The sequence below is a fragment of the Glaciecola sp. 2405UD65-10 genome (assembly GCF_048820975.1).
In the GTDB taxonomy this organism is placed as follows: domain Bacteria; phylum Pseudomonadota; class Gammaproteobacteria; order Enterobacterales; family Alteromonadaceae; genus Glaciecola.
On sequence record NZ_JBMEUF010000001.1, the window covers coordinates 2,630,969 to 2,651,178 of the forward strand.

A 20,210-nucleotide genomic window follows, 5' to 3' on the forward strand; every position below is an offset into this window, starting at 1 on the left:
TACCACTATTACATGGTTAAGCTACCAATTAAGCAAAACGAAGAAGCGAAGCCCTGTGAGGTGCGCCATAATTGGATTTATACTTGCGTTTTTTCCTCCCTTCGCATTAGGATACATTGTATATTTAGCATTTGCTGACAACCCATAATTTAGTAGAGTCACTGCGGTGAAATTAAGCCAACAACATGCTTGCCACGAATGCGATTTGTTAATGGCCTTGCCCGAGAAATTATCACCTAAACAAGCCTTAGTTTGCCCAAGGTGTAAATCAGTGCAATATACCCATTACCCCAACGCTCTTGAGCATGCTTTATCGTTTAGTATAAGCGCCATAATATTACTCATTATCGCTAGCATGTTCCCCTTCCTGTCATTTGACTCACAAGGCTATATTCGCACCATTAATTTGCTACAAACTCCTTATGAGCTATATCAACAGGGCTTTGTTTTACTTAGCTTTTTAGTATTCGCATTTGTGGTATTGCTGCCTTTTTTATATTTAGCGTGTGTACTGGCGTTATTGCTGCCTATTCGCCTTCAAAAAATGCCCTTAGCCCCAGTGCAACTAGGTAAAGCAATCAGTTATTTTTTGCCTTGGAGCATGGCTGAGGTATTCATAGTGGGGGTATTAGTTGCCCTAATTAAGGCAAGTGAAGCCGCCGATATTATATTTGAGGGCGCTTTTTGGGCCTACTTGGCTTTTGTGGTGTTTTTTGTCGCTACAGCAAATGTACTAAGTAAACAACAACTATGGGCGTGGATAGATAATGCAAAACCAAGGTAAGCATTTTCCGCGTTGCACTGCGGCCCATGAAGGCTTAGTGAGTTGCCATGTATGTCATAAACTGGCACCCGTTAAGCAAAAAACGTGTGATCGTTGCCACACGCCACTGCATGTAAGAACGCCGAATAGTATTCAGTACACGCTCGCCTTTTTAGTTACCGCCATGATATTTTACATTCCGGCAAATTTGTATCCTATTATGAATACAAGTTTGCTCGGCGAATTAACCGAAAGCACCATTATTGGAGGTGTTCTGTTATTTATTGAGCACGATTCCTATTTTATAGCCGCAATAATTTTTACTGCCAGTGTGCTTATTCCCATCGCTAAAATGCTCATTCTCATTTGGTTATGTTACGCCACATCAAGCGCCTCACATTTAAGTGGCTCTGAACTCACGCGTTTATATCGCGTAACAGAATTTATAGGTAAATGGTCAATGATTGATATATTTGTAGTAGCGATACTAGTTGCGCTTGTACAGGTTACTGGCATTATGAGTATTACGCCTGGCCTTGCCGCACGCGCCTTTGCACTAGTGGTAATATTAACAATGCTTGCAGCAACAAAACTTGACGTGCGTTTAATTTGGGATAAACAATTACAAACATGAATACCACTAACGAAAATTCACAAGCCTTAGTTCGCAGTAAATCAAGAGTATCTGCGATTTGGATTTTGCCTCTTATTGCTGCCTTAATTGGTATAGGCATGGTGTACGAGCAATGGCGAAACCAAGGCATTATGATTGCCATTACCTATGATAACGCAGAAGGCTTAGAAGCGAAGAAGACCAAAGTAAAATACCGCAACGTGGATATTGGTACGGTCACCAATATAAGCTTTACCGAAGATGGTAATTCAGTAAAAGTGGGCGTTGAAATAGACCGCAACATGCAGCAATTTTTGCGCACCGATACGCAGTTTTGGGTAGTTAGGCCTCGCATTGGTTCCCAAGGCATAAGTGGCTTTGGCACATTGCTTTCAGGTGCGTACATTAACTTGGAGCCTGGCACATCAAATGAATACGCTGAGCTGTTTTCTGGCTTAAATACACCACCACTGTCATCGCCCTCTAACGATGGCTTAAAATTGCGTTTAGAGTCTGCAGGAGGAAAATCTCTACGAGAAGGCAACCCTGTTATATACCGAGGTTTTGAAGTAGGCGTAATAGAATCTACCGATTTTGATATTTCAACACGCCAAGTAAGCTACGACGTATTCATACGTGCCCCATATGACGCCTTAGTTACTAGCAATACTTTTTTCTGGAACTCGGGAGGTTTGTCGGTTTCTGCTAACACTAAGGGATTAAAAGTCGATTTTGCTTCACTTGAATCATTTTTGTCAGGCGGTGTGCAATTTGATGTACCTGAGGATTTACCCTTGGGAGAAAAAGTAACGCAAACCCGCGCATTCAAATTATATCCTTCGCAAAGCAGTATTACAGAAGATCGCGAATATGAGTACATAGAGTATGTAATATTGGTAGACGATACCGTAGGCGGCTTAGAAATTGGTGCTCCCGTAGAATATAGAGGCATTAGAATAGGCCGCGTTCATCGCCCCTATTTAGGCTTTCACCAAGTTAATTTGATTGACCCAAAGGAAAAACGTATACCCGTAGTGATTCACGTGGAACCAAGCCGTATTACACAAAATAGTAACTATGGAAAAGAATGGTTTGAAAAACAGTTCACCCAATGGATTAGAGAAGGCTTAGCCGCGCAGCTAGAAACAGCAAACTACTTAACTGGCTCGTTAAAAGTAAGCTTAAATCTACATAGCGAAATTCCTGATGAACTCGAATACTTCGGTGATTACATGGTCATTCCATTAGCTCAAGGTGGATTTGCTAGCTTAATGAGTAAAACCGAAGCACTTTTAAGTAAGCTCAATAGCTTACCTGTTGAGAATTTGCTAAGTGACGCAAATACGGCGGTTAACTCAATGAACACGGCAATATTAAATGCTAATGAAAGCATATTGGGCGTGCAGTCTTTAGTGAGTTCAGTAGAACAAACCCTAGTTGAAACACGTAAAACGATGCAAGGCCTGCAAAGTGATTCACCTATTTACATGAAATTAGAAAGCAACTTGCAAGAATTAGAGCGCTCACTGAACTTGATGCAGCCCTTGTTGCAAGAAATACGAAATAAACCTAGCACACTCATATTTAGTGATACGCCACCTGCCGATGTAGAACCAAAAGGGAAAGCACAATAATGATAAAGAATATTTTGCTAATTGTACTAAGCGCAACAATTATGGGTGGCTGCGTTAACTTAGATAAGCCCCCTAGTGCAAAACATTACATTTTAGACGCAAACCCAAGCACTTTTGCCAATGAGGGTAAAAGCACTAATGTAAAAGTATTACCCATTCGAATACCTACTTATTTAAACCAAGCCAACTTGGTTTTAAAGTTAGATGATCATCAAATACAAATTAGTAACTATCACTTTTGGGCTGACGACTTACGCCAAAGTATTCAGCGCGTGATGATTAAACAACTTAATATGCCTGACAGTGAATATAGCTTTGGTGAAAAGTGTAGAAGCTGCAAGCAAATTGGTATTCATATTGACCACTACTATCCATCACAAAGTGGGGAAGTTTATCTTTCAGGTACCTACACCATTACTGAATATAACGAGTCGCAAACGCAGCACGCTTTTAGTTATTCACTGCCGCTGGAAAAGGGCGGCTTTGATGAATCAGTTAAAGGCATGCGTAGCTTATTAAATGAGTTAGCAGCGAATATTATTTCAAATATGTAAATATGGTTTGAGCATGTGCAAGTGGGCGTGTGAAAGCGGGTAATTCGAATTTATTTGCAGTCGTATTTTGCCGCAAGCACATAACGCTGGGCAGGCAAGCTGGGGTAGTCAGGCGAATAAACGGTAACTTTATGCTTATGTTTCAGAATGTTGAGTGATTCACATTTAAGACGAATACTTGCATCACCTTCAAGCAGCAAGCTTAAATGCTCTTGCACTGCCGCGTCATCTGCAAACAAGTGTGCAAAATAAAGCGCACTTCGGCTTTTCAAATCATCGTCTTTTAGGTTTTTTAACATGGTTAGCATGCTTGCTTTTTGCTGCGGATCAGATGCAATCATGTTTTTCGCATAAGCATCTATTTTATTAGTTTTAAGAAAAGATTCTTCACTACTTTGGGAATAACCCGACACCAAACTTAAGCCGGTGAATAACCAAGCATTAAAAGGCAACACAAACCGATGAACAAATATGAGTATGGCGCAAAGCGCAAAAGTAAGCATACTTAGGCGCCCAAATAATTTGAACATTAATAAGCCTTGGGCTTATCTTTGCCAGCTAGAACCACGCATATTATGCGCTTCTGCTTGAAGTGCTTTTACTCTACTTAAAATATTAAATGTTCCGCCAATAGCAAAAAGAACAATAGGTAAGAAATAGAAAGACAGTTTGATTGCCATTACTTCGGTTTCATTAACCGCACCTGAAGTATCTAAAGGCCATATTCCCGTTAATTTGACTATTGCATTTAAGGCGGCTAAAAAATAAAAAACATAAGCAATTTTTTTTCGAGAGTTGGCTTGCTTTCGCGCTTTGAACACAGCTCGTCCTTATTATAAAAAGTGGGTAGTACATGTGTGATTACACAGATTCAAATTAGTTCAAAATTTATTCGAATTAATTCAATATAGAGATGCGCTCAGCAATTATTTACTGAGCGGGCGTAATACAATTCGCGATACTAAAAGCGATTGCGCCTATTTGCCGTCAGTTTGTGGTTTTTCCTCTGGCTTAGTTTCAGGTTTTGGAGGAATAACCTTCTGATTCTCTAACGCTTCTTTTTGCTTACTCTTTTTGTAGTTTTTCAAATCTTCTTTGTAATCATCAATCGTAACCGCTTCGCCGCGTAAACAGGTATCGCGCTGTTCATCTATATATTGGTCACACCTAACCATACGCTTTTGCTGTTCGGTTCTAGGGCCTGTTTGCGGCGTCATGCATCCACTTATGAATATTGCAGAGATGCAAGCTAAGGGAAGGGCGCGTGTTAGTAGTTTCATAAAGACCTAAGTAGTTAAATTATAAGTTCATTGTTATTTATAACACTTAAGCGGGTAAAAGTTCACTCTAGTGAGCTTAAAACTGCTATTTAGTACTTATTTGGCTATTCGCAAAATCATGCCGGTGTGAGCAGATTTGACGGGCAGTTACGAGGCAGTTTCTTGCCCGCCACCACCGCGCAGGCGGTGGTCTGCTAAGAGGCAGATAGCGGACGGATCTATTTCCGTCGTTCACTTCTAGTTTTGCCTGGTCGTTCACTTCTAGTTTTGCCTGATTGCTGACGAAAGCTATTGTTGAATTTACCAAAGTCACATTTTTAGGAGCAGTGTAAAAAAAAGCACACTATGAGGCTCGAATAATTTTTACTTTACGCCTGTTTTACTCAACTTCAAGCCCATTATTTTGCTCAAACCTCATGTAAGGTAATACTTTAGGCACAGAACGTAAACACTTGACCTCGGCAACCTTCACGTTCTCCTGACTATGTAATTCGATCAACCCGCTTTCCTGGCATTTTAAGCGGAAAGAGTTGTAAGCTGCTATACCATCTTTGAATATATCCAAACCATCGACAAATTGTATGTTTTTTGGCTTTCCAAAATGCTTACAGCCATCCAAAGAATATGTTTCAATGTAGTCATCATAACTACTGAAACTAACTCCGTTGCAATGCATCTGCATAAGTTTGACCATAATTTCTTTTCCCCAATGCCTAATAACCGCCAATGGGTAGTCACGAGATTGAGTGACATTTACCGATGAATTGTCAAACCAAGACGAAACGGTAGAAAAATTATCTATGTCAGTTTGAGTGCTGAAGTATTCAAAAGAATTCGAAAGAGCGTTTGATTTTGTTAACTCAGACAATGAGTCGAAATAGTCCTGTTGATCGTAGCTTCTGTCTTGATTATTTTTGTCAAAGATTTTTCTCCAAACATCAAAGATGGATTGAGAAGAATTAGTAGCTTTGACTGCCATGTCGCTTGCCAAAGCCATGGTTGCACCACACGTATAATAATTACGATACTTCCAAAGTTCGGCAGACTGCGTTAGCGACTCTTTCCCCTTATTCAATAAACAGCTGTTAGCGGCATCTTCAAATTTTTCTATCATCTGATTATTATCGATAAAACCGAACTCTCTCATCGCGAAGTTGGCAAAAGCATCTGCCCCGCCTTCATGCATCCAAGAATGTTCGTTATCTTGAAATGAAAACATTTGTCCATTCCAAAAGTGAGCGGCTTCATGAGCCAAAAAGTGGAACAACTTATTGAATTGTTCTTCACTTTGCCTCTCCCAGCGCTTACCGTTAATTGTGAGTTGCACCAATCCATCTAGCGTTCCACCACTATAGTTTGAATAGTCTCCCTCTATATTGTCATAGTTGAAAAAAACCACGGGCGTGAACGTCAACTTTTGACCCGTTCTTTCTTGATAGTAATCAAATAACTTAGGGAAGTATTCCTGAGTTTTATTCCATGCCCACTTGGGCAACTTAGGGTCAACAATTGCGATTAAATTATCTGTTTTGATCGGTGAGATGTTGCCAAAGTAGATGTAAGTTCCGTTACCTTCTAGACTCCATTGTGCTTCGTCTTTATGACTGTTGCCGAGAAACACTATATTTTGGTTTGGTGAATAAAAATGAAACTGAGTGCCGCTAAACGACATCCCAATAGGGCTTATATTTTTATCCTCAATTATATTAGCGCTTAGTGCAAGGTGGTTGGTGTATAGGAGGACGCTACCGTCGCTATACCGCAAATTATGTGTATAGTCTTTTTGTATAAAATCGTAAAAAGAAGCAAATGTCAGTTCAAAGGTTTTAAACGCACTTCCGTCGACACTTCTTATCAATAAGACTTCGCCCGCCATATCCCATTTAAACTTGCTTCCATCTATTTGATAAAGCTTTCGACGGTCGAAATTACTAGAACGACCGAAGGCAACATGGTCAGTAGCTAAAGGCAATTTGTAAGTTACTTTCCAAGTGTCAGATTTGTGTTGACGCTCTACATGGATGTGCAACTTGTAATCAATATCTTCTGCAAAACATTGGCTTGTAAACACTAGTAGCGTAAAAAGCATCACCCAAAGCAATGCGTTAACTCCATTTACCATTGATTCTAATCCGTTACTTTTAAAAATACAGTCAAAACAATATAGGAATATACTGTTAATTCCAAGCGCTGCATTAATATGGACTACCTAGACTTAGCTAGACAGTCTGTTGCCCCAACTATGCGACTCTTCGAAGTTAGCAGGTGAAACATCGGATGTAAGCGAATCGCGTTATTTTCAAATTGTGGTGTCACAGAGTTTGCAAATTCATCTCTAAAACGTTTTGACATCGCTATGACCGCAATTGGATGTTTGCTGATACACATCGCGCATCCCAATGACCAATACAACTCTCACACTATCAACATTGAATAAGCAATTAAAGTCGAGTACTATTATGCGCATACTTTATGCGCAATAGTTAAGTAGTAGAATTATGTCTCAAAAATCTGCATGTAATACGACAATCAACAGTGACTTACTGAAAACTGCCAAAGCTCTGAATATTAAACTTTCTGTAGTTTTTGAATCGGCTTTGGAAAAAGAAGTCGCGGTTAGAAAACAAGCTCTATGGATGAAAGAGAATAAGTCAGCAATTGAACTTCACAACCAAGAGATCCTTAAACAGGGAACTTTTTCCGAGTCTATTGGGCAACTAGATGATTGAGCAATTTCACCTGTATAACTACTCTTCCCAATTGGTTGTTGTTTTGACTAACACCATTTTTAATGATGTAGAATCCATATTAGTAGCTCCCTTAAAGAAGAACAGTAGGACCTTAATTCGTAACCTTCAAATACCATGTGTTTTAGAAGGTGAGGAGTATTATGTAGACCTCCTTGATATAGCAACCGTATCGCAGAAAAGCCTAAAAACGAGCAAGTTTTCCCAAATTACTCAAAAGCGACAAGACATAAAATACGGTCTTGATCTGCTTATTGATGGGTTTTAGCTAATTCGTAACGTGATGTTACCAGCTCACTGTAATGGCTGAGAAAATGGCCTATGAAAGCGATAAGTTATAAAGTTTATAAGCCGGCAATTTTACTGGATACCAAAACCTAGTCAGCTTGACTTTGAATGTAAAAAAAAGCCCAACGCAATAGCGTCAGGCCTTTTACTCATCATAACAATGTGAGTTTTCGTCTTAGTAAATAGGCAGTACCGAAACCGATTCAGGTGCCGTGAAAGACGCACTGTAATTAGGCGCTATATCGCCTGAGCCTGCGTTCAAAATATTGTCGAATCGCAAGATAGCACCGTTCGATTTTTCCGCCACATAAACATGTCCATTGCTCAGCATTAAATCTACTGGGTTACCAAGCATAGAAGCGGGGCCAGCAATATTTACTGATACGTCTGTAATGCCGTCTGCCGACTGCGCACCTGAAATTACATAAAGTTTGCCATCGGTAGCATCAGCCGCACTGCCCACATCAGAGATAACCAAGCTATCGCTTTGACTATCGTAATCGATGCCATGAATGTTAGTAGGCGCTGAAAACGCAGTACCACTACTTGCCGGTACAATGAGTCTGTCTTCTCCTGTCAGCACAGATTCACCACTATTCAAGCGTCGTACTACTTCTTCAAACACGGCAACCGTACCATTTGTTAGTGCTAGGTAGGCGCTGTCAGTTGTTGGGTCGTAGTCTACATCCCACGGACGAGCGCCGTTTGATGCTTCAAGGGTTAATAACGGCGCTACATCACCTGATGCACAGGGTGAAAACACGCGTACCGCTGGTGTTGTCTCATTCACATCAGCAACAAAAACAAGGCCCTCTGTTGATGCAATATCAAGCCCTTTAGGGGCAATGAGTCCAGTGTTAGCTCCTACTATCATGTGATCGTAGCTGTCGCTGTACATCATGCCATCACGTTGTGAGGCCAGTCGATTTACCACTAACAGCCCGCCTGTTGATGTAACTGGGTTGTCGAAGGTAATAACGCCATCGCCTTGCGAGGTATATGACGCACTTTCGATGCTCATGCCGCTATCAAAGCTGCGTAATTCGCTGCCTAAAAGCGCACTAAGCTGTGCAACCTGCCCAGTTGTATCGCCCTCTGCAGCTGGATTACTCGATACAGAAAGCCCTGAAATTGGCATGGTGGTTATACCTTCATCCGACGCATCCCACTTCACCATCGCGTCAGTAAACTCAACAAGAGACTCTGGTTTAACTGATGGTGTAGAGAGCGTTGGCGCAACATCGCCACTGGCGCCGGTAAAGATATTTGAAAACACTAAAATCGCGTCATTTGATTTTTCGGCAACACGAAGGTCTGAGCCCGATAAAATGATATCGACAGGATTACCTAATTGCGTACTAGCGCCGCCCACTACTCTTGTGGGTACTACCATGCCATCAGCAAATGCTGCACTTTCAATGACAAACAACTGACCATCGTCAGCCACACTTGCATCACCCACATCTGACACAACAAGTCGGTTTGACATTGCTTCATACACAATACCGTGAAGGTTGATCGAGATTTGGTTTCCGTCGGCATCTGACGGAACAATCGTTCTTGTTACCGTTGGCGCAAAATCAGAAGAGGTTACATCGTCATACACAGCAACTGTGCCGTCGGTTAACGCAACAAACAAGCGATCAGCGTCTTCGTCAAACGCTAAGTCCCAAGGGCGAGCAGAGGTCATGATTTCGGCAATAGGTGCTACATTGCCCGCTGCTTGGCCGCCGAAAACACTGACTCGTTGCCCATTAAAGTCGGCAGCCATAACAAGGCCTGGGGCTTCAGCAAATACAATACCTTTAGGGTTTACTAGACCAGTTTCTGCCCCGCTAATGTCATGACCAAAGTTTGCATCAAAGTCGCTGTTTCCTGTAAATGAACAGAATGAGCGAATAAGAGGAAGGTCGCTATCTCCTGCTTGGAACAGCGTATTGCTTTGAGATAACGCGACGCCTTCGTTAGCGCCTGTTGATACTGTATTTATTACGCTAGCGTTTTGATCCACCGTCGATACGGTATTGCGATTGCTATCGCCATTATTAGCCACTAAAAAAGTCGCAGCTGCAAAGCCTGGGCTTCCGTCTTGTCCTGGCGCGCCGTCTTGACCATCGGCACCATTCACGCCGTCAACGCCATCATCGCCGTTACAGGCTGATAAAGAAAACACAACTGCCGCTGCAAGAAGTGAAAGTTTGATATTGCGCTGTGAAGTATTTGATAAATCCATAACCGTCTCCGTTGTTTTTGATGTAGTGACGCTGTACTACTCACGTCCAGTTCAAAAAGCCAAACGACCGAAGATAACGATTGGATGCAACAGAGTGTATAAGAAGAATAAAATCTATTTACCTAGCCCTTGGTTACAGTTGTCTTTTAGACTAGCTCAGTTTGTTGAACAGTAAAATCGTTTGCGGATTGTTCTTTAGGTGGTACCGCATAGGTGGCAATTTTGTTGGTTGCGCAGACTTTAGGTGCTTTTTATCTAAATGCTTTAGTATTTTGTGGATGGCAGGCTCTGTGAGACAAGCAATTATCGTTACATTGTGCTGATGATTTTGCCCTCATAACAGCCCGTCGATGCTTAGATTGTTATTTAGTCTTAGGTCTCATTTGAATTTTGCAAGCGAATGGACGTTATTGGTTGATTTGCGACGGCCTCTAATCTGGTAAGTCAGAGGCAGATTGGTCATTGCCTCGTACTATGTTCCATTTAACTGGAATTAGCTTGCCGATTAATTTAGAAAGCACTATTTATTCGATTCTAAAACGTGCTTCACAGTATCTTGTATTTTAGCTATTACAACTTCAGGCGCATCAGCCGGAATGTTGTGAGTGGTATTTTTTACAATAATTTGCTCTGAACACGGTTTTGCACCAAAGAGCGAAGCAGTCACTCTTTCTCCAGCTAAATTTATTCACCTTTGGTTAAAGCGCGAATCTGGTGAATGGCGCCTCGCCAGAGTGATGAGCTACGATCACCTATGATAACAATTGTTTGTAGCCCTAACGTGGACAGGCATTACTAGAGCGTCGCAATTTGTGCTCAAAATGGTCGGAATTGCAGGCTTATATATTTTGGCCAATGATGGCCTAATTTGAATAAACAAATTGAAAGAGTGACGGGTAAATATTTTGATGTACTAAGTCTCGGTTTATGCTCAGTTTGTCCTCGCAAAGCGACACTCCCATCGCTTTAAATTTATGATCGCAGCTATCAAGGTAGACAAAATGTCCTTCACCCTTATCTAACGATAACAATTGCGTATTTGGTATGGTTTGGGCGTAGACACCTGCATGAGAGTCAAACGGCAAAAAGTCATTCTCAGTCGAACCAATGATTAAGGTCGGTACCTTGATGTTTTGCAAACTTTCAGTTGTCATAACATGGCCCAGTGCGGGGTCTAGGGCAATTACTCGTGCAATTCGGGGATCTAAAAAATCAGTATTCGAAGTATTTTCATAGTTAAATGATTTCGTTAGATGGCGCATATACTGGCAACTTTTATCTCCCGTAGAGATTTCTTTCGCACAGTATTCCAACGACTGTGTCAGATCTACTTTTCCTCCAATTGCTGCAATCATCGTTGCACCACCAGACGAGTGCCCAATTCCAATGACATTGCTCCAGTTTATATTTTTATTGAAAATTTGTGCGTTTTGTTGGTTTTCGATGACATTTTTACTCAAGATATCGAGCACAAAGCTAACGTCCCGCGGTCGTTGCCAAAAACGCAATGCGGCACTGTAATCAACATGTTCCTGACCATACAAATATGACTCGCCATAATGATTCACACCAGCAACTACAATACCTTGTGAAGCAAGTGCATAACCTATCCAATTGTAATCTTTTGCAGATCCCATTGCTCCGTGAGAAAGAATAACGGCATGGTTTAGTTGAGTACTATTGGCTAAACATATTCGCGCGTTATCGCACTCTGACTCAGCAGGATACCAAAGGGTTATCTTAACCGGGCGGTTACGAGCATTATCAAACACGTCCAGCGTTTCAACTTCTACTTTGTGCTGTGCAATTTGGGTTGGATTTGCTTGCGCAAACTTACCGACGGCCACCCATAACATTATAAATAGCACTAATGTTAGTTTCTGCCTTAACTCTCTCATTTTTATTCCTTTTTTATTTAAGTCATGTGCATATTATTACAATCAAAGGTTGCTTAAATGTGCCAAAAGTAATGAGCTTACATAGACAGTGAGTGGTCAAAGACCTGTTAGAAAGACAAAGGGGATGATGTTCTGTGTGGTCGAAGTCCCGAACATCTATAAAGACAGCAGTGATCAAAACGTTGATTTCCCATCAACTTGGACAGGCATAGTTAAATACTTGCAGTGAACTTTACTTTTCCTGAGTACAGCAGACCATTCACTCCCTTAAAAAGACTGATCACAGCTCAAGTCAAGCTGGAGTGGTTGGTGATTTAGTTTGTGCCTGTCCATGTTGTTATCAATTTTTTGGGAATTAACATGCCTGTCCTGATTATTTTCAGTCATTACAATGGCTCCTTGGTAATGTTGATTTACCAAAGATGGACTGCGATCATGGACATTTAAGTGCTGCACTAAGCTGAAATTCACGGAGAAATGTTGTCGTTTACCAATACCACAGGAGACGATAGAGTATTGCCAACAAAAATTATTTATGCACGTTTAATTGATATTTTAAATCGCTAACCCGTATTAAGTTAAACTCAACTTAGGTCATCTTCTCTTAGGTTTTATTGCTTATGCATGCCTATGATAGTTAAACGCCAATGTCTTCATTCCATAACTCTGGATGCTCTTTAATAAAGTTTTTCATAAGAGCAATACATTCCATATTTTGCAGTACTTGTATATCTACGCCTCTATCTTGCAGCAACGTTTCTTCGCCTAAAAAGGTTTGGTTTTCGCCAATAATGATTTTGGGGATCTCGTACAACAAAATTGCACCGGAACACATTGAGCATGGCGACAATGTTGTATATAAAGTGCATTCTTTGTATACCGCAGCGGACTGGCGCCCTGCATTTTCAAAGGCATCCATTTCTCCGTGTAAAATTGGACTACCAGATTGCACTCTTCGATTATGCCCTCTTCCTATTATTTTACCCTTATGCACAATCACCGAGCCAATAGGTATCCCCCCTTCAGCTTTGCCCTTTTGAGCCTCTTCAATTGCTGCTTGCATGAACTTGTCCAAGACTATCTCCTTAGTTTGATGTCTGTGCCACCAAAAATTGCTCATCATTGTTTGCATGTACTCGATAAGTACTTGGATTAGTACCCGATAGATGTTTAAACGCACGATTGAAACTGACCAAAGAAGTAAACCCTGACTCAAGTCCAATCACTAAAATACTCCAATTTGAAGTGTGTTTAGAAGCCAGTAATGTTTTAGCATACTCAACGCGGTAATGATTTACAAAATGATTGAAATTAGGACTGTCAAAATGCGTTCGGATCAGCCGACTTATCTTATATTCAGGCGCATTTAAAGCTTTTGCGAAATCGAGTAGTTTGATGTTAGCTTGCAGATAAATTTTATCTTCTTGCATTAGCTCTGATATCTTTGCAACCAGCGCAGCTTCTTCAGTGGAAAGTGGCTTATTTATTTTAATGAGATCTTTTTCGATAGCAGGTGTAAGTTGGGCACAAGCCATAGTTGCACTCACAGGTGCGTGGTTTGCTGTATTTTTTTCAATATTTGTTACGGTGCTTTTTTCTGTATTTGTTACGCTATTGGTCGCAGTACTGTATAACCTCGTTTGCTGTTTTTGCAGCAATAAAACCCACTCGATAGCAAAAATGATCATACTTGCAGCGGCAAATACGAACCAAGGGTAAGCCTCAGCCTGCGCCTCTTTAGCTACAAACACATTGACAACAAAGGTGGTCGAAAACACTGCAGTAAAAAAGGCGACAGCAAAAATAATCCGTTGATATTTTTCAGTTTTATTTTTTACCGAATACCCTCGCAAGGCCTCCCAAAATGATAGCAACAAAATGGTAGAAGACAGTAAATTCGTAGTTTCACCCATTCCCTTTTGGAGCGATATCATCAGTTCAGAGCTTAAAACACTGCCGTTTAAGTCATTGACCATATGCCAAGCTTGATTGGCAACAATTAACAATGCAATGAGCGCTGCAACACATATATGTCTTTTGCTAATAGCATTTTCTTTTCTAAATAGCGCTCTGGAGATCAGCCATGCCACGTTGCATGTAGCGCATGCAGCAAAGCCAATGACATATTGATAAATACCCACACTTGAAGCGGTCATTTTTTGAATGGTCATCATGCAAAGTGAGGCGCAAAAAATGGCAAATAAAATGTGCACTACTTGCTTTTGTTGTGTAAATGCTTGCTTCACTAAAAAGCTAAACGCAACCACAAACAAGCAAAAATAGGCGAATTCAGAATTTGAAAAATTAAACAGCATAATAACGACCGGTTTATTTAGTTAAAAGTATGACGCGTACTTCTGATGGTCTTAGCTTATACACCTGTAGTTAAGATGGCAATAAAGCTTTGTTAGCGAATGTTTCGGTATACAAATTCCAAATATGATAGGACTAATGTGCTGATTAAGCGCATTCTTAGTGACATCCGATAGCGCGCAAAATTTGAAAACGAGGTGTACTCATGACTCTTTCAAACAAACTCATTCATCCATTAAAAACCCTGCAATTTAGCAAAAAAGCTTGGTTTGTTAGCCTTTTAATTGCTCAGTGTGTATTTGTGACTTACCTCGCACTTGGCTACGGATTTTCTGCTGCCACTGCCAATATTGATGCTTGGAATAAGTTCAATCAAACAGCCTACGTTGAGAATGACATTTTAGGAAATACGCTATACGGCTTGCACGTGTTGTTAGCAATAGTGATGATTATTGGTGGAAGTATGCAGCTTATTCCCCAAATAAGACAACGTTTTAGCCGATTTCATCGCATAAACGGTAGGGTATTTGTGTTGTTTGCTTGCATTATTTCTATAGCAGGTTTAATCCTGATTAATACGAGGGGAACCGTTGGTAATTTTTTAATGCATAGCCTGACTTCGTTCAGTGGATTGGTGGTCCTTACCAGTAGTTATTTTGCAGTAATGGCGGCAAGAAAGCATAAAATTGCGATTCATCAAACTTGGGCTATCCGCTTGTTTTTAGCAGCAAATGGTGTGTTGTTTTTTAGATTAATGTTGTTTGCGTGGTTGTTAGGCTTTGGCACCTTAGGCATAAACTTCGAAGACTTCACAGGCCCAACGGTTGTGTCCATAAGTGTGTGCTCATATGTTGTGCCCTTATTAATTTTTGAGTGTGTGAGATTTGCTGAAAAATCAAAAAAGAGTGTGCTGTGTTACTTATGCTGTGCTCTATTGATAATGATTAGTCTTATCTTTTTAGTGGGTTTGTTTGGTATCAGTGCCGGCAGTTGGTTTCCTGCAGTAATGGCCTAATTAAATTTCGTAGAGTACACAACTAGATTGGTGTATTTGTTGCGCCGTTATAGGGGTAAATAGCGAAGAGATAATGATTTGAGCTTATTCCTTAACATTATTCAAAGCACGAGCAGTTTTTACATACCTTTTTGCATTGGCACAACCTTCGCTATGAAGGCTGTTTATCTCATACTATCAAAAGAGGCAAACTACATGACTATTAAAAAATCAGCACAATCGACTTGGTCTGGCGACATAAAATCAGGAAAAGGCATTATTAGCACAGAAAGTGACGCACTCGAACAACAACCTTTTGGATTTAACACTCGATTTGAAGGTAAAGCAGGAACCAATCCAGAAGAGTTGATAGCGGCAGCCCATAGTGGATGTTTTAGCATGGCACTCTCTTAGCGAATTATTTGTCGTTGAGCTGAGTAGTCAAGCTGACCTATGGCACTGAAATCTGAAAAAAGAGGCGCGAAAGCCTTTGCCTCAGCATATGGCATGTTCAAGCATCATTGTGTTTCTCGTGTGTCATGCGTCGGTGACCGCCCCAGCAAAGTCAAAATCTCTTTGGATGATGAAACTATCACACATAAGCGTTTGCACTAAAGCCATATTTGGCGGTGCTCTGGTATTGTTGCCAGTAATGGGTGAGCCTTGTTTGTCTAAATATAACGCATTTTATCTTTTGGCGTGGGTGCTTTACAAACGACGTATCTTTATAAAGCTATAAGTAGTTTCCTGCAGCTATGGCGACTTGCTGCTGTTTTCTTTATACTTAAGTTACGTTTCGAAAAACGCTCTGCAACTTTCAATTAGGATGAATCATGCAAAAGATCAAATCGAGTTTCACCACCCTTTTTTCACTTTTAGTTGCTTACGTTTTATTTAGCGCTACTACGTACGCCCAGCAGCCTTTATTGCCCTGTGACGAACAAGAACAAAAAATTATTGAGGCTACCGCCGCAGACAAAGTTCAGCTGATCACTTCTTTTACACCTGCAAAACCCATAGAACGAATTAGCGCTCGATATCCCAAAAACGCAGCTAGAAAAGGCGCGGAAGGTTGGGTGCAATTGAGTTTTGTTGTAGACGAAAATGGCGATGTTCAAAACCCGATTGTCGAAGACTCTGGCGGCCACAAATCGTTTGAACGCGCAGCGATGAGCGCCGTTAAAAGATGGCAGTATGAACCTGCAATTAAAAACGGTAAGCCAACTGAAATATGCAATCAAAAAATCATGTTAGATTTCACCTTAGCGGGTAATGAGGGCGCTAGCCGAAAATTCATCAAGCAATATAAAATTGCTGAAGAGTTGGTCCAAAATAATGATCTAACAGGGGCAGAAGCAGCAATCGATTCGTTACATAAAATGGATAATCTAAATAGATATGAGAACGCATGGTTGTGGAATGTTGACGCGATTTACTCTGGCAAGATTGAAAACCACAAACGGCAGCTAATTAGCATCAAACGCCTTATATCCAGCAGCAGAATGCATGAGAAAAATGTGTTTAATGATGCTCATATGGGTGTCATGCACCAGCGTTTGGCCGTTTTACAAGTAATGCTAGCGCATTACGCAGATGCTCACGACACCATTGAAAAAATTAAAGAACTCCCCGAGGGTGAACAATTGCTGGCCCAGATTACTAATTTGACTGCGCATGTGGAAGAAGTAGCAAGTTCTGGCAAAAACATCGCTGTTAGTATTGAGCTTGACCAAGAGTCGGCCTACTTTCATAAACTGCTCCGCAATAATTTTGCTTTTGCCAATATCAATGGTGAGTTAAACAAAGTCGAAGTATGGTGTGATAGTAAAAGAGAAGTTTTTACTGTGGCCGAAGATCATATCTGGAAAATCCCTGAGTCGTGGGGGCAATGCCGAGTGCTTGTCAGCGGCGAAAAAAACACGCAATTTGAATTAATTGAAGTGGGTAAAGTTTAGTATAGTTAGTGCTTAAAAAGAAACATGCACAGCCTGCACTGGGGCTGCTTAACAGTATCTTAAAAATGAGTGCTTTATGTCTTATTCAAAGGCACTCTAAACTTATTCATTTTCAAGTATGTCAAATATTCTACCCAGTATAATTTGCGACAAATTCCATTCATATCCGTTAAAATCGGTTGTATTAATAAACTGCACAACAACGGTATCTATTTCTGCGTTATATTCGGCAAGGCTCTGATAACCTGGTACAAGTCCGCCATGCTCATAAACATATATCGACGAGTATATTGCTTGCTCACCTTCATCAAAAACGGAGCCATCGTTTAAGGCTCTCAAAAATATTCCGATATCTTGTGCCGTTGCCAGCATGCCATTTTCCACTGATTTATAGTCTGTGTCGTCGCCAACATAGTAGCCGCTCATTACATCGTCTAAGTTAACTTGCGCCAATGAACTATAAGTATTTTGAAGTTTGAGGCGGTCTAATATTTCTTCTTTAATAAACTGCTGATGACTGTACCCAACAGTTTGCTCGATTATGCGCCGTAAAAATAAATAATTGGTGTTTGAATATTCATAGTCTTCACCAGGCGCAAAACTGGTTGGCATATCCAAAGCGTAGTCTAAGGGGTCTTTACCTTGACCTTGATTATCTTGCCAATACGCGCCGCTATACGTAAAGTCAGGCATACCGCTACGATGCTGCACCATTTGACGAACGGTAATCTGCTCTGCATAAGGGAGCTTGCCCACTAGATCAGGGTAAAAGTCGGCAATGCTTGCGTCTAGAGATAAACGCTCTTTGGCCACCAGTTTCGTGATAGATACAGCCACAAAGAGTTTGCTGATACTGGCTATTTTGAATAGCGAATGAGGGTCGGCGGGTGTTTCTGTTTTACGATCCTTAAAGCCACCGGCATAAAAACGTGGGGTTTGATCAGCCTTTTGCACATAAACAATCATACCGTCAAAGCCATGCGAGATTGCCTCATCGACTTGATCTTGAACAGTGTTAGGTAAAGGTAAAATCCAAGCTTTAACAAGTATCCAAGGCACAAAAAACAATGAAACGACGGTAGCGCTGAATAACAAAACCCTAATAATAAAAATGGCACTTGGCTTCTTCAATTGGTCTTACCTTTTAATATTGACTGACATTAACTATTGGTAGGTAACAGAAACAAAGCCTCCTTTATTGTCAAATGATACTGTGCACGATTTGAAATTTAATAAGAGCATACTACTGTGCTTGATTTGTGTAACATTATTTTGCTCATCAATAATGTATGACGAAAACGTGCTTGTGTCTAACTGTCGTTTAACATTTTCAATCGTGCTGGCAGTACCAAAATTACCACACAGATAATAAATTTCTTTGCGTGCTTCGTTTGCAAAAAATGCATAAACCACAGTAACTATTAATATGCATAGCAGTAAGAGGCCTGTAATCCTGAGTGACTTTCGTGTTTTAACATTCATGAGCTTAATGCTTACCTTATCTACCTTGTTCCCTCACTTCTTTTACCAATGCATTAAAACCCGCAGGATCATCAAGTTTTTGCGGAATGAGTTGGTAGTTTACGTCACCTAAGGCCCCCTTTACCGTGACATCGAGTATTCTGTCGCCGGTTAACTCTGCTCTTAGTGGCCCTTGCAAGGGTAGGTCATCACTGACAAAAATACCCGGAAACTGCTCGGTAAAAGGGTGAATAACCACCGTACCCGGTTTTATATTGAGCACAAACATGTGCAACCAACCATCAATAGCATAAATACGCCCACGGTCGATACGGACAACTTTATCGATACTCGACACGCTCCACAAACCGTCTACCACCGATACTTCTTTGGGTTTTACTTTAGTGATTGATGGAAAGAATACGCCAATTTCAGGTATTTGAACTTGTTGGGCATTTACCTTTGTTGACAAGCATAATACCGTTATAAAAACGGAGGCTAAAGTCATAGTTTTAAACATACGGAGCTTCCTTTTTTTGAGTATAGGGCAAATTAACACTATAGAGTCGCCACTTTGCCAGCTGTATTTGAGGATGGGTTTATGATTACTCATTTGTGGTGTTGGATAAATTAGCGAAATATTTGTCGTTGAGCTGAAGTCAAGCTGACCTAAGTCACTGAACTTAAATACGACCCGTTTTATTGTTTAATCTAGGCTCAGGGATTTAGTAACACTGACCCCCTTTTTAGTCTTTTATTTAAGCATTCAGTTGCTGCACTCTACTGAGTAATTTAGCCTTATACATAAGCTGATTCCTAAAGTAAAAATTATCATCAATATGCACCGGGTCTTCGGTGTTGAAGTCACCGCCCCAGCGCAACACTGGATCATCTTGAATACACTGAATAAATGTACTTACCCCATCAGGCAATTGGCTTAAGTTAGACTTTTTAAGCAATTTTGAATTATATAATTTACCTGCATACATTACATTCATATCAATTGCATGACCTACAAAATGGCAGCTTTTCGTAGCAGGAGGAACTATTGCCCCCAGCACCTGCTGATTAATATTACGAGTAGAAGACGTAACCCATATTTTTACTTCACACTGTTTTGCGTAAACGTTCACTCTATTAAGCTCTGGCACAAAATCACAATCAACGTTTGCTCGTTCACCTATAAACTCGCTGCCACTAAATATCGTCGTTTTATACATTTCAGAAGGTGCTAGTAAAGACTGCGCACCTAACTCCTGACCGGTGAGCGTGTCGTCAATTTCAGTGGGCGGTATTTGTTCGACGTAGTTCCCATGCACGTAGCCAATTTCGCCGCTTTTACTTCGTACACGGTAAAAGGTCACTTCGTCGGTAATTTCAAGTACTTGGTTGTGGCGTAGTACGGTCACTTTTTTACCGTTGGGTTTATCTCGTAGATTTAAGCCAGAATCAGGTTTAACACGTGCTTGCTTCATCG

20 protein-coding genes and 1 pseudogene are annotated in these 20,210 nt (G+C 40.8%); 9 read left to right on the top strand and 12 right to left on the bottom strand.

The annotated features are described in order from the left end of the window. Nucleotides 1-166 precede the first annotated feature (166 nt). Genes ACOI22_RS11585 through ACOI22_RS11600 form a run of 4 tightly spaced genes read left to right on the top strand, consistent with a single transcriptional unit; the run spans nucleotide 167 to nucleotide 3,564 of the window. Nucleotides 167-784, top strand: a complete 618-nt coding sequence (locus ACOI22_RS11585) for a paraquat-inducible protein A (RefSeq protein ID WP_420672187.1) — start codon at nucleotides 167-169, stop codon at nucleotides 782-784. Beyond that, a complete protein-coding gene (locus ACOI22_RS11590; RefSeq protein WP_420672188.1) occupies nucleotides 768-1,397 on the top strand; it encodes a paraquat-inducible protein A in 630 nt (209 codons plus the stop codon). The genes ACOI22_RS11585 and ACOI22_RS11590 overlap by 17 nt, the downstream gene beginning before the upstream one ends. Then, nucleotides 1,394-3,010 (top strand): intermembrane transport protein PqiB, encoded by a 1,617-nt coding sequence (pqiB, locus tag ACOI22_RS11595; protein ID WP_420672189.1) that lies wholly within the window; start codon nucleotides 1,394-1,396, stop codon nucleotides 3,008-3,010. Before ACOI22_RS11590 ends, pqiB begins: the two co-directional genes overlap by 4 nt. Beyond that, nucleotides 3,010-3,564 (top strand): PqiC family protein, encoded by a 555-nt coding sequence (locus tag ACOI22_RS11600; RefSeq protein ID WP_420672190.1) that lies wholly within the window; start codon nucleotides 3,010-3,012, stop codon nucleotides 3,562-3,564. The genes pqiB and ACOI22_RS11600 overlap by 1 nt, the downstream gene beginning before the upstream one ends. A 50-nt stretch (nucleotides 3,565-3,614) precedes the next feature. On the opposite strand, the gene ACOI22_RS11605 is transcribed toward ACOI22_RS11600, so the two are convergent. The 4 genes from ACOI22_RS11605 to ACOI22_RS11620 all read right to left on the bottom strand — a co-directional run bounded on the left by ACOI22_RS11605 (nucleotide 3,615) and on the right by ACOI22_RS11620 (nucleotide 6,966). Further along, a complete protein-coding gene (locus ACOI22_RS11605; RefSeq protein ID WP_420672191.1) occupies nucleotides 3,615-4,094 on the bottom strand; it encodes a hypothetical protein in 480 nt (159 codons plus the stop codon). A 15-nt stretch (nucleotides 4,095-4,109) separates the two neighbouring features. Continuing rightward, the gene (locus ACOI22_RS11610; protein WP_420672192.1) at nucleotides 4,110-4,385 is read right to left on the bottom strand and encodes a hypothetical protein; all 276 of its coding nucleotides are present in this window, start codon (nucleotides 4,383-4,385) and stop codon (nucleotides 4,110-4,112) included. Nucleotides 4,386-4,541: 156 nt separating this feature from the next. Next, a complete protein-coding gene (locus tag ACOI22_RS11615; protein WP_420672193.1) occupies nucleotides 4,542-4,844 on the bottom strand; it encodes a hypothetical protein in 303 nt (100 codons plus the stop codon). Between the two features lie 379 nt (nucleotides 4,845-5,223). Beyond that, complete coding sequence (locus ACOI22_RS11620; RefSeq protein ID WP_420672194.1) at nucleotides 5,224-6,966, bottom strand: hypothetical protein; 1,743 nt, start codon at nucleotides 6,964-6,966, stop codon at nucleotides 5,224-5,226. 376 nt (nucleotides 6,967-7,342) lie between these two features. On the opposite strand from ACOI22_RS11620, the gene ACOI22_RS11625 reads away from it, so the two are divergent. Next, a complete protein-coding gene (locus ACOI22_RS11625) occupies nucleotides 7,343-7,573 on the top strand; it encodes a type II toxin-antitoxin system CcdA family antitoxin (protein ID WP_420672195.1) in 231 nt (76 codons plus the stop codon). Further along, nucleotides 7,566-7,859 carry a CcdB family protein gene (locus ACOI22_RS11630; protein WP_420672196.1) on the top strand — a complete coding sequence of 98 codons (294 nt, stop codon included), beginning with the start codon at nucleotides 7,566-7,568 and terminating at the stop codon, nucleotides 7,857-7,859. The genes ACOI22_RS11625 and ACOI22_RS11630 overlap by 8 nt, the downstream gene beginning before the upstream one ends. A gap of 195 nt (nucleotides 7,860-8,054) precedes the next feature. On the opposite strand, the gene ACOI22_RS11635 is transcribed toward ACOI22_RS11630, so the two are convergent. From ACOI22_RS11635 to ACOI22_RS11655, 5 genes are all read right to left on the bottom strand, one after another. Continuing rightward, a complete protein-coding gene (locus ACOI22_RS11635; protein ID WP_420672197.1) occupies nucleotides 8,055-10,112 on the bottom strand; it encodes a YncE family protein in 2,058 nt (685 codons plus the stop codon). 520 nt (nucleotides 10,113-10,632) lie between these two features. Then, on the bottom strand, nucleotides 10,633-10,779 hold the full coding sequence (locus ACOI22_RS11640) for a hypothetical protein (protein WP_420672198.1): 147 nt from the start codon (nucleotides 10,777-10,779) through the stop codon (nucleotides 10,633-10,635). Between the two features lie 196 nt (nucleotides 10,780-10,975). Then, nucleotides 10,976-12,010, bottom strand: coding sequence for an alpha/beta hydrolase family protein (locus tag ACOI22_RS11645; protein WP_420672199.1), 1,035 nt, complete (start codon nucleotides 12,008-12,010; stop codon nucleotides 10,976-10,978). Between the two features lie 637 nt (nucleotides 12,011-12,647). Further along, nucleotides 12,648-13,085, bottom strand: coding sequence for a nucleoside deaminase (locus ACOI22_RS11650; protein WP_420672200.1), 438 nt, complete (start codon nucleotides 13,083-13,085; stop codon nucleotides 12,648-12,650). Between the two features lie 10 nt (nucleotides 13,086-13,095). Then, on the bottom strand, nucleotides 13,096-14,325 hold the full coding sequence (locus ACOI22_RS11655) for a helix-turn-helix domain-containing protein (protein ID WP_420672201.1): 1,230 nt from the start codon (nucleotides 14,323-14,325) through the stop codon (nucleotides 13,096-13,098). A gap of 203 nt (nucleotides 14,326-14,528) precedes the next feature. Between ACOI22_RS11655 and ACOI22_RS11660 the strand changes: the two genes are divergently transcribed. The 3 genes and pseudogenes from ACOI22_RS11660 (at nucleotide 14,529) to ACOI22_RS11670 (ending at nucleotide 17,272) form a co-directional block, all read left to right on the top strand. Then, a complete protein-coding gene (locus tag ACOI22_RS11660; protein WP_420672202.1) occupies nucleotides 14,529-15,338 on the top strand; it encodes a DUF2306 domain-containing protein in 810 nt (269 codons plus the stop codon). A gap of 195 nt (nucleotides 15,339-15,533) precedes the next feature. Then, a pseudogene (locus tag ACOI22_RS11665) lies at nucleotides 15,534-15,728 on the top strand (OsmC family peroxiredoxin); the annotation flags it as partial. A 422-nt stretch (nucleotides 15,729-16,150) separates the two neighbouring features. Further along, complete coding sequence (locus ACOI22_RS11670; RefSeq protein ID WP_420672203.1) at nucleotides 16,151-17,272, top strand: energy transducer TonB; 1,122 nt, start codon at nucleotides 16,151-16,153, stop codon at nucleotides 17,270-17,272. A 102-nt stretch (nucleotides 17,273-17,374) separates the two neighbouring features. Here ACOI22_RS11670 and ACOI22_RS11675 read toward each other — a convergent pair whose 3' ends face one another. From ACOI22_RS11675 to ACOI22_RS11685, 3 genes are all read right to left on the bottom strand, one after another. Beyond that, nucleotides 17,375-18,403, bottom strand: coding sequence for a serine hydrolase domain-containing protein (locus ACOI22_RS11675; RefSeq protein WP_420672204.1), 1,029 nt, complete (start codon nucleotides 18,401-18,403; stop codon nucleotides 17,375-17,377). Between the two features lie 367 nt (nucleotides 18,404-18,770). Further along, nucleotides 18,771-19,253, bottom strand: coding sequence for a hypothetical protein (locus tag ACOI22_RS11680; RefSeq protein ID WP_420672205.1), 483 nt, complete (start codon nucleotides 19,251-19,253; stop codon nucleotides 18,771-18,773). A 238-nt stretch (nucleotides 19,254-19,491) separates the two neighbouring features. After that, entirely contained in the window at nucleotides 19,492-20,208 is a 717-nt protein-coding gene (locus ACOI22_RS11685) for an SH3 domain-containing protein (protein ID WP_420672206.1), read from the bottom strand. Between the last annotated feature and the right edge of the window lie 2 nt (nucleotides 20,209-20,210).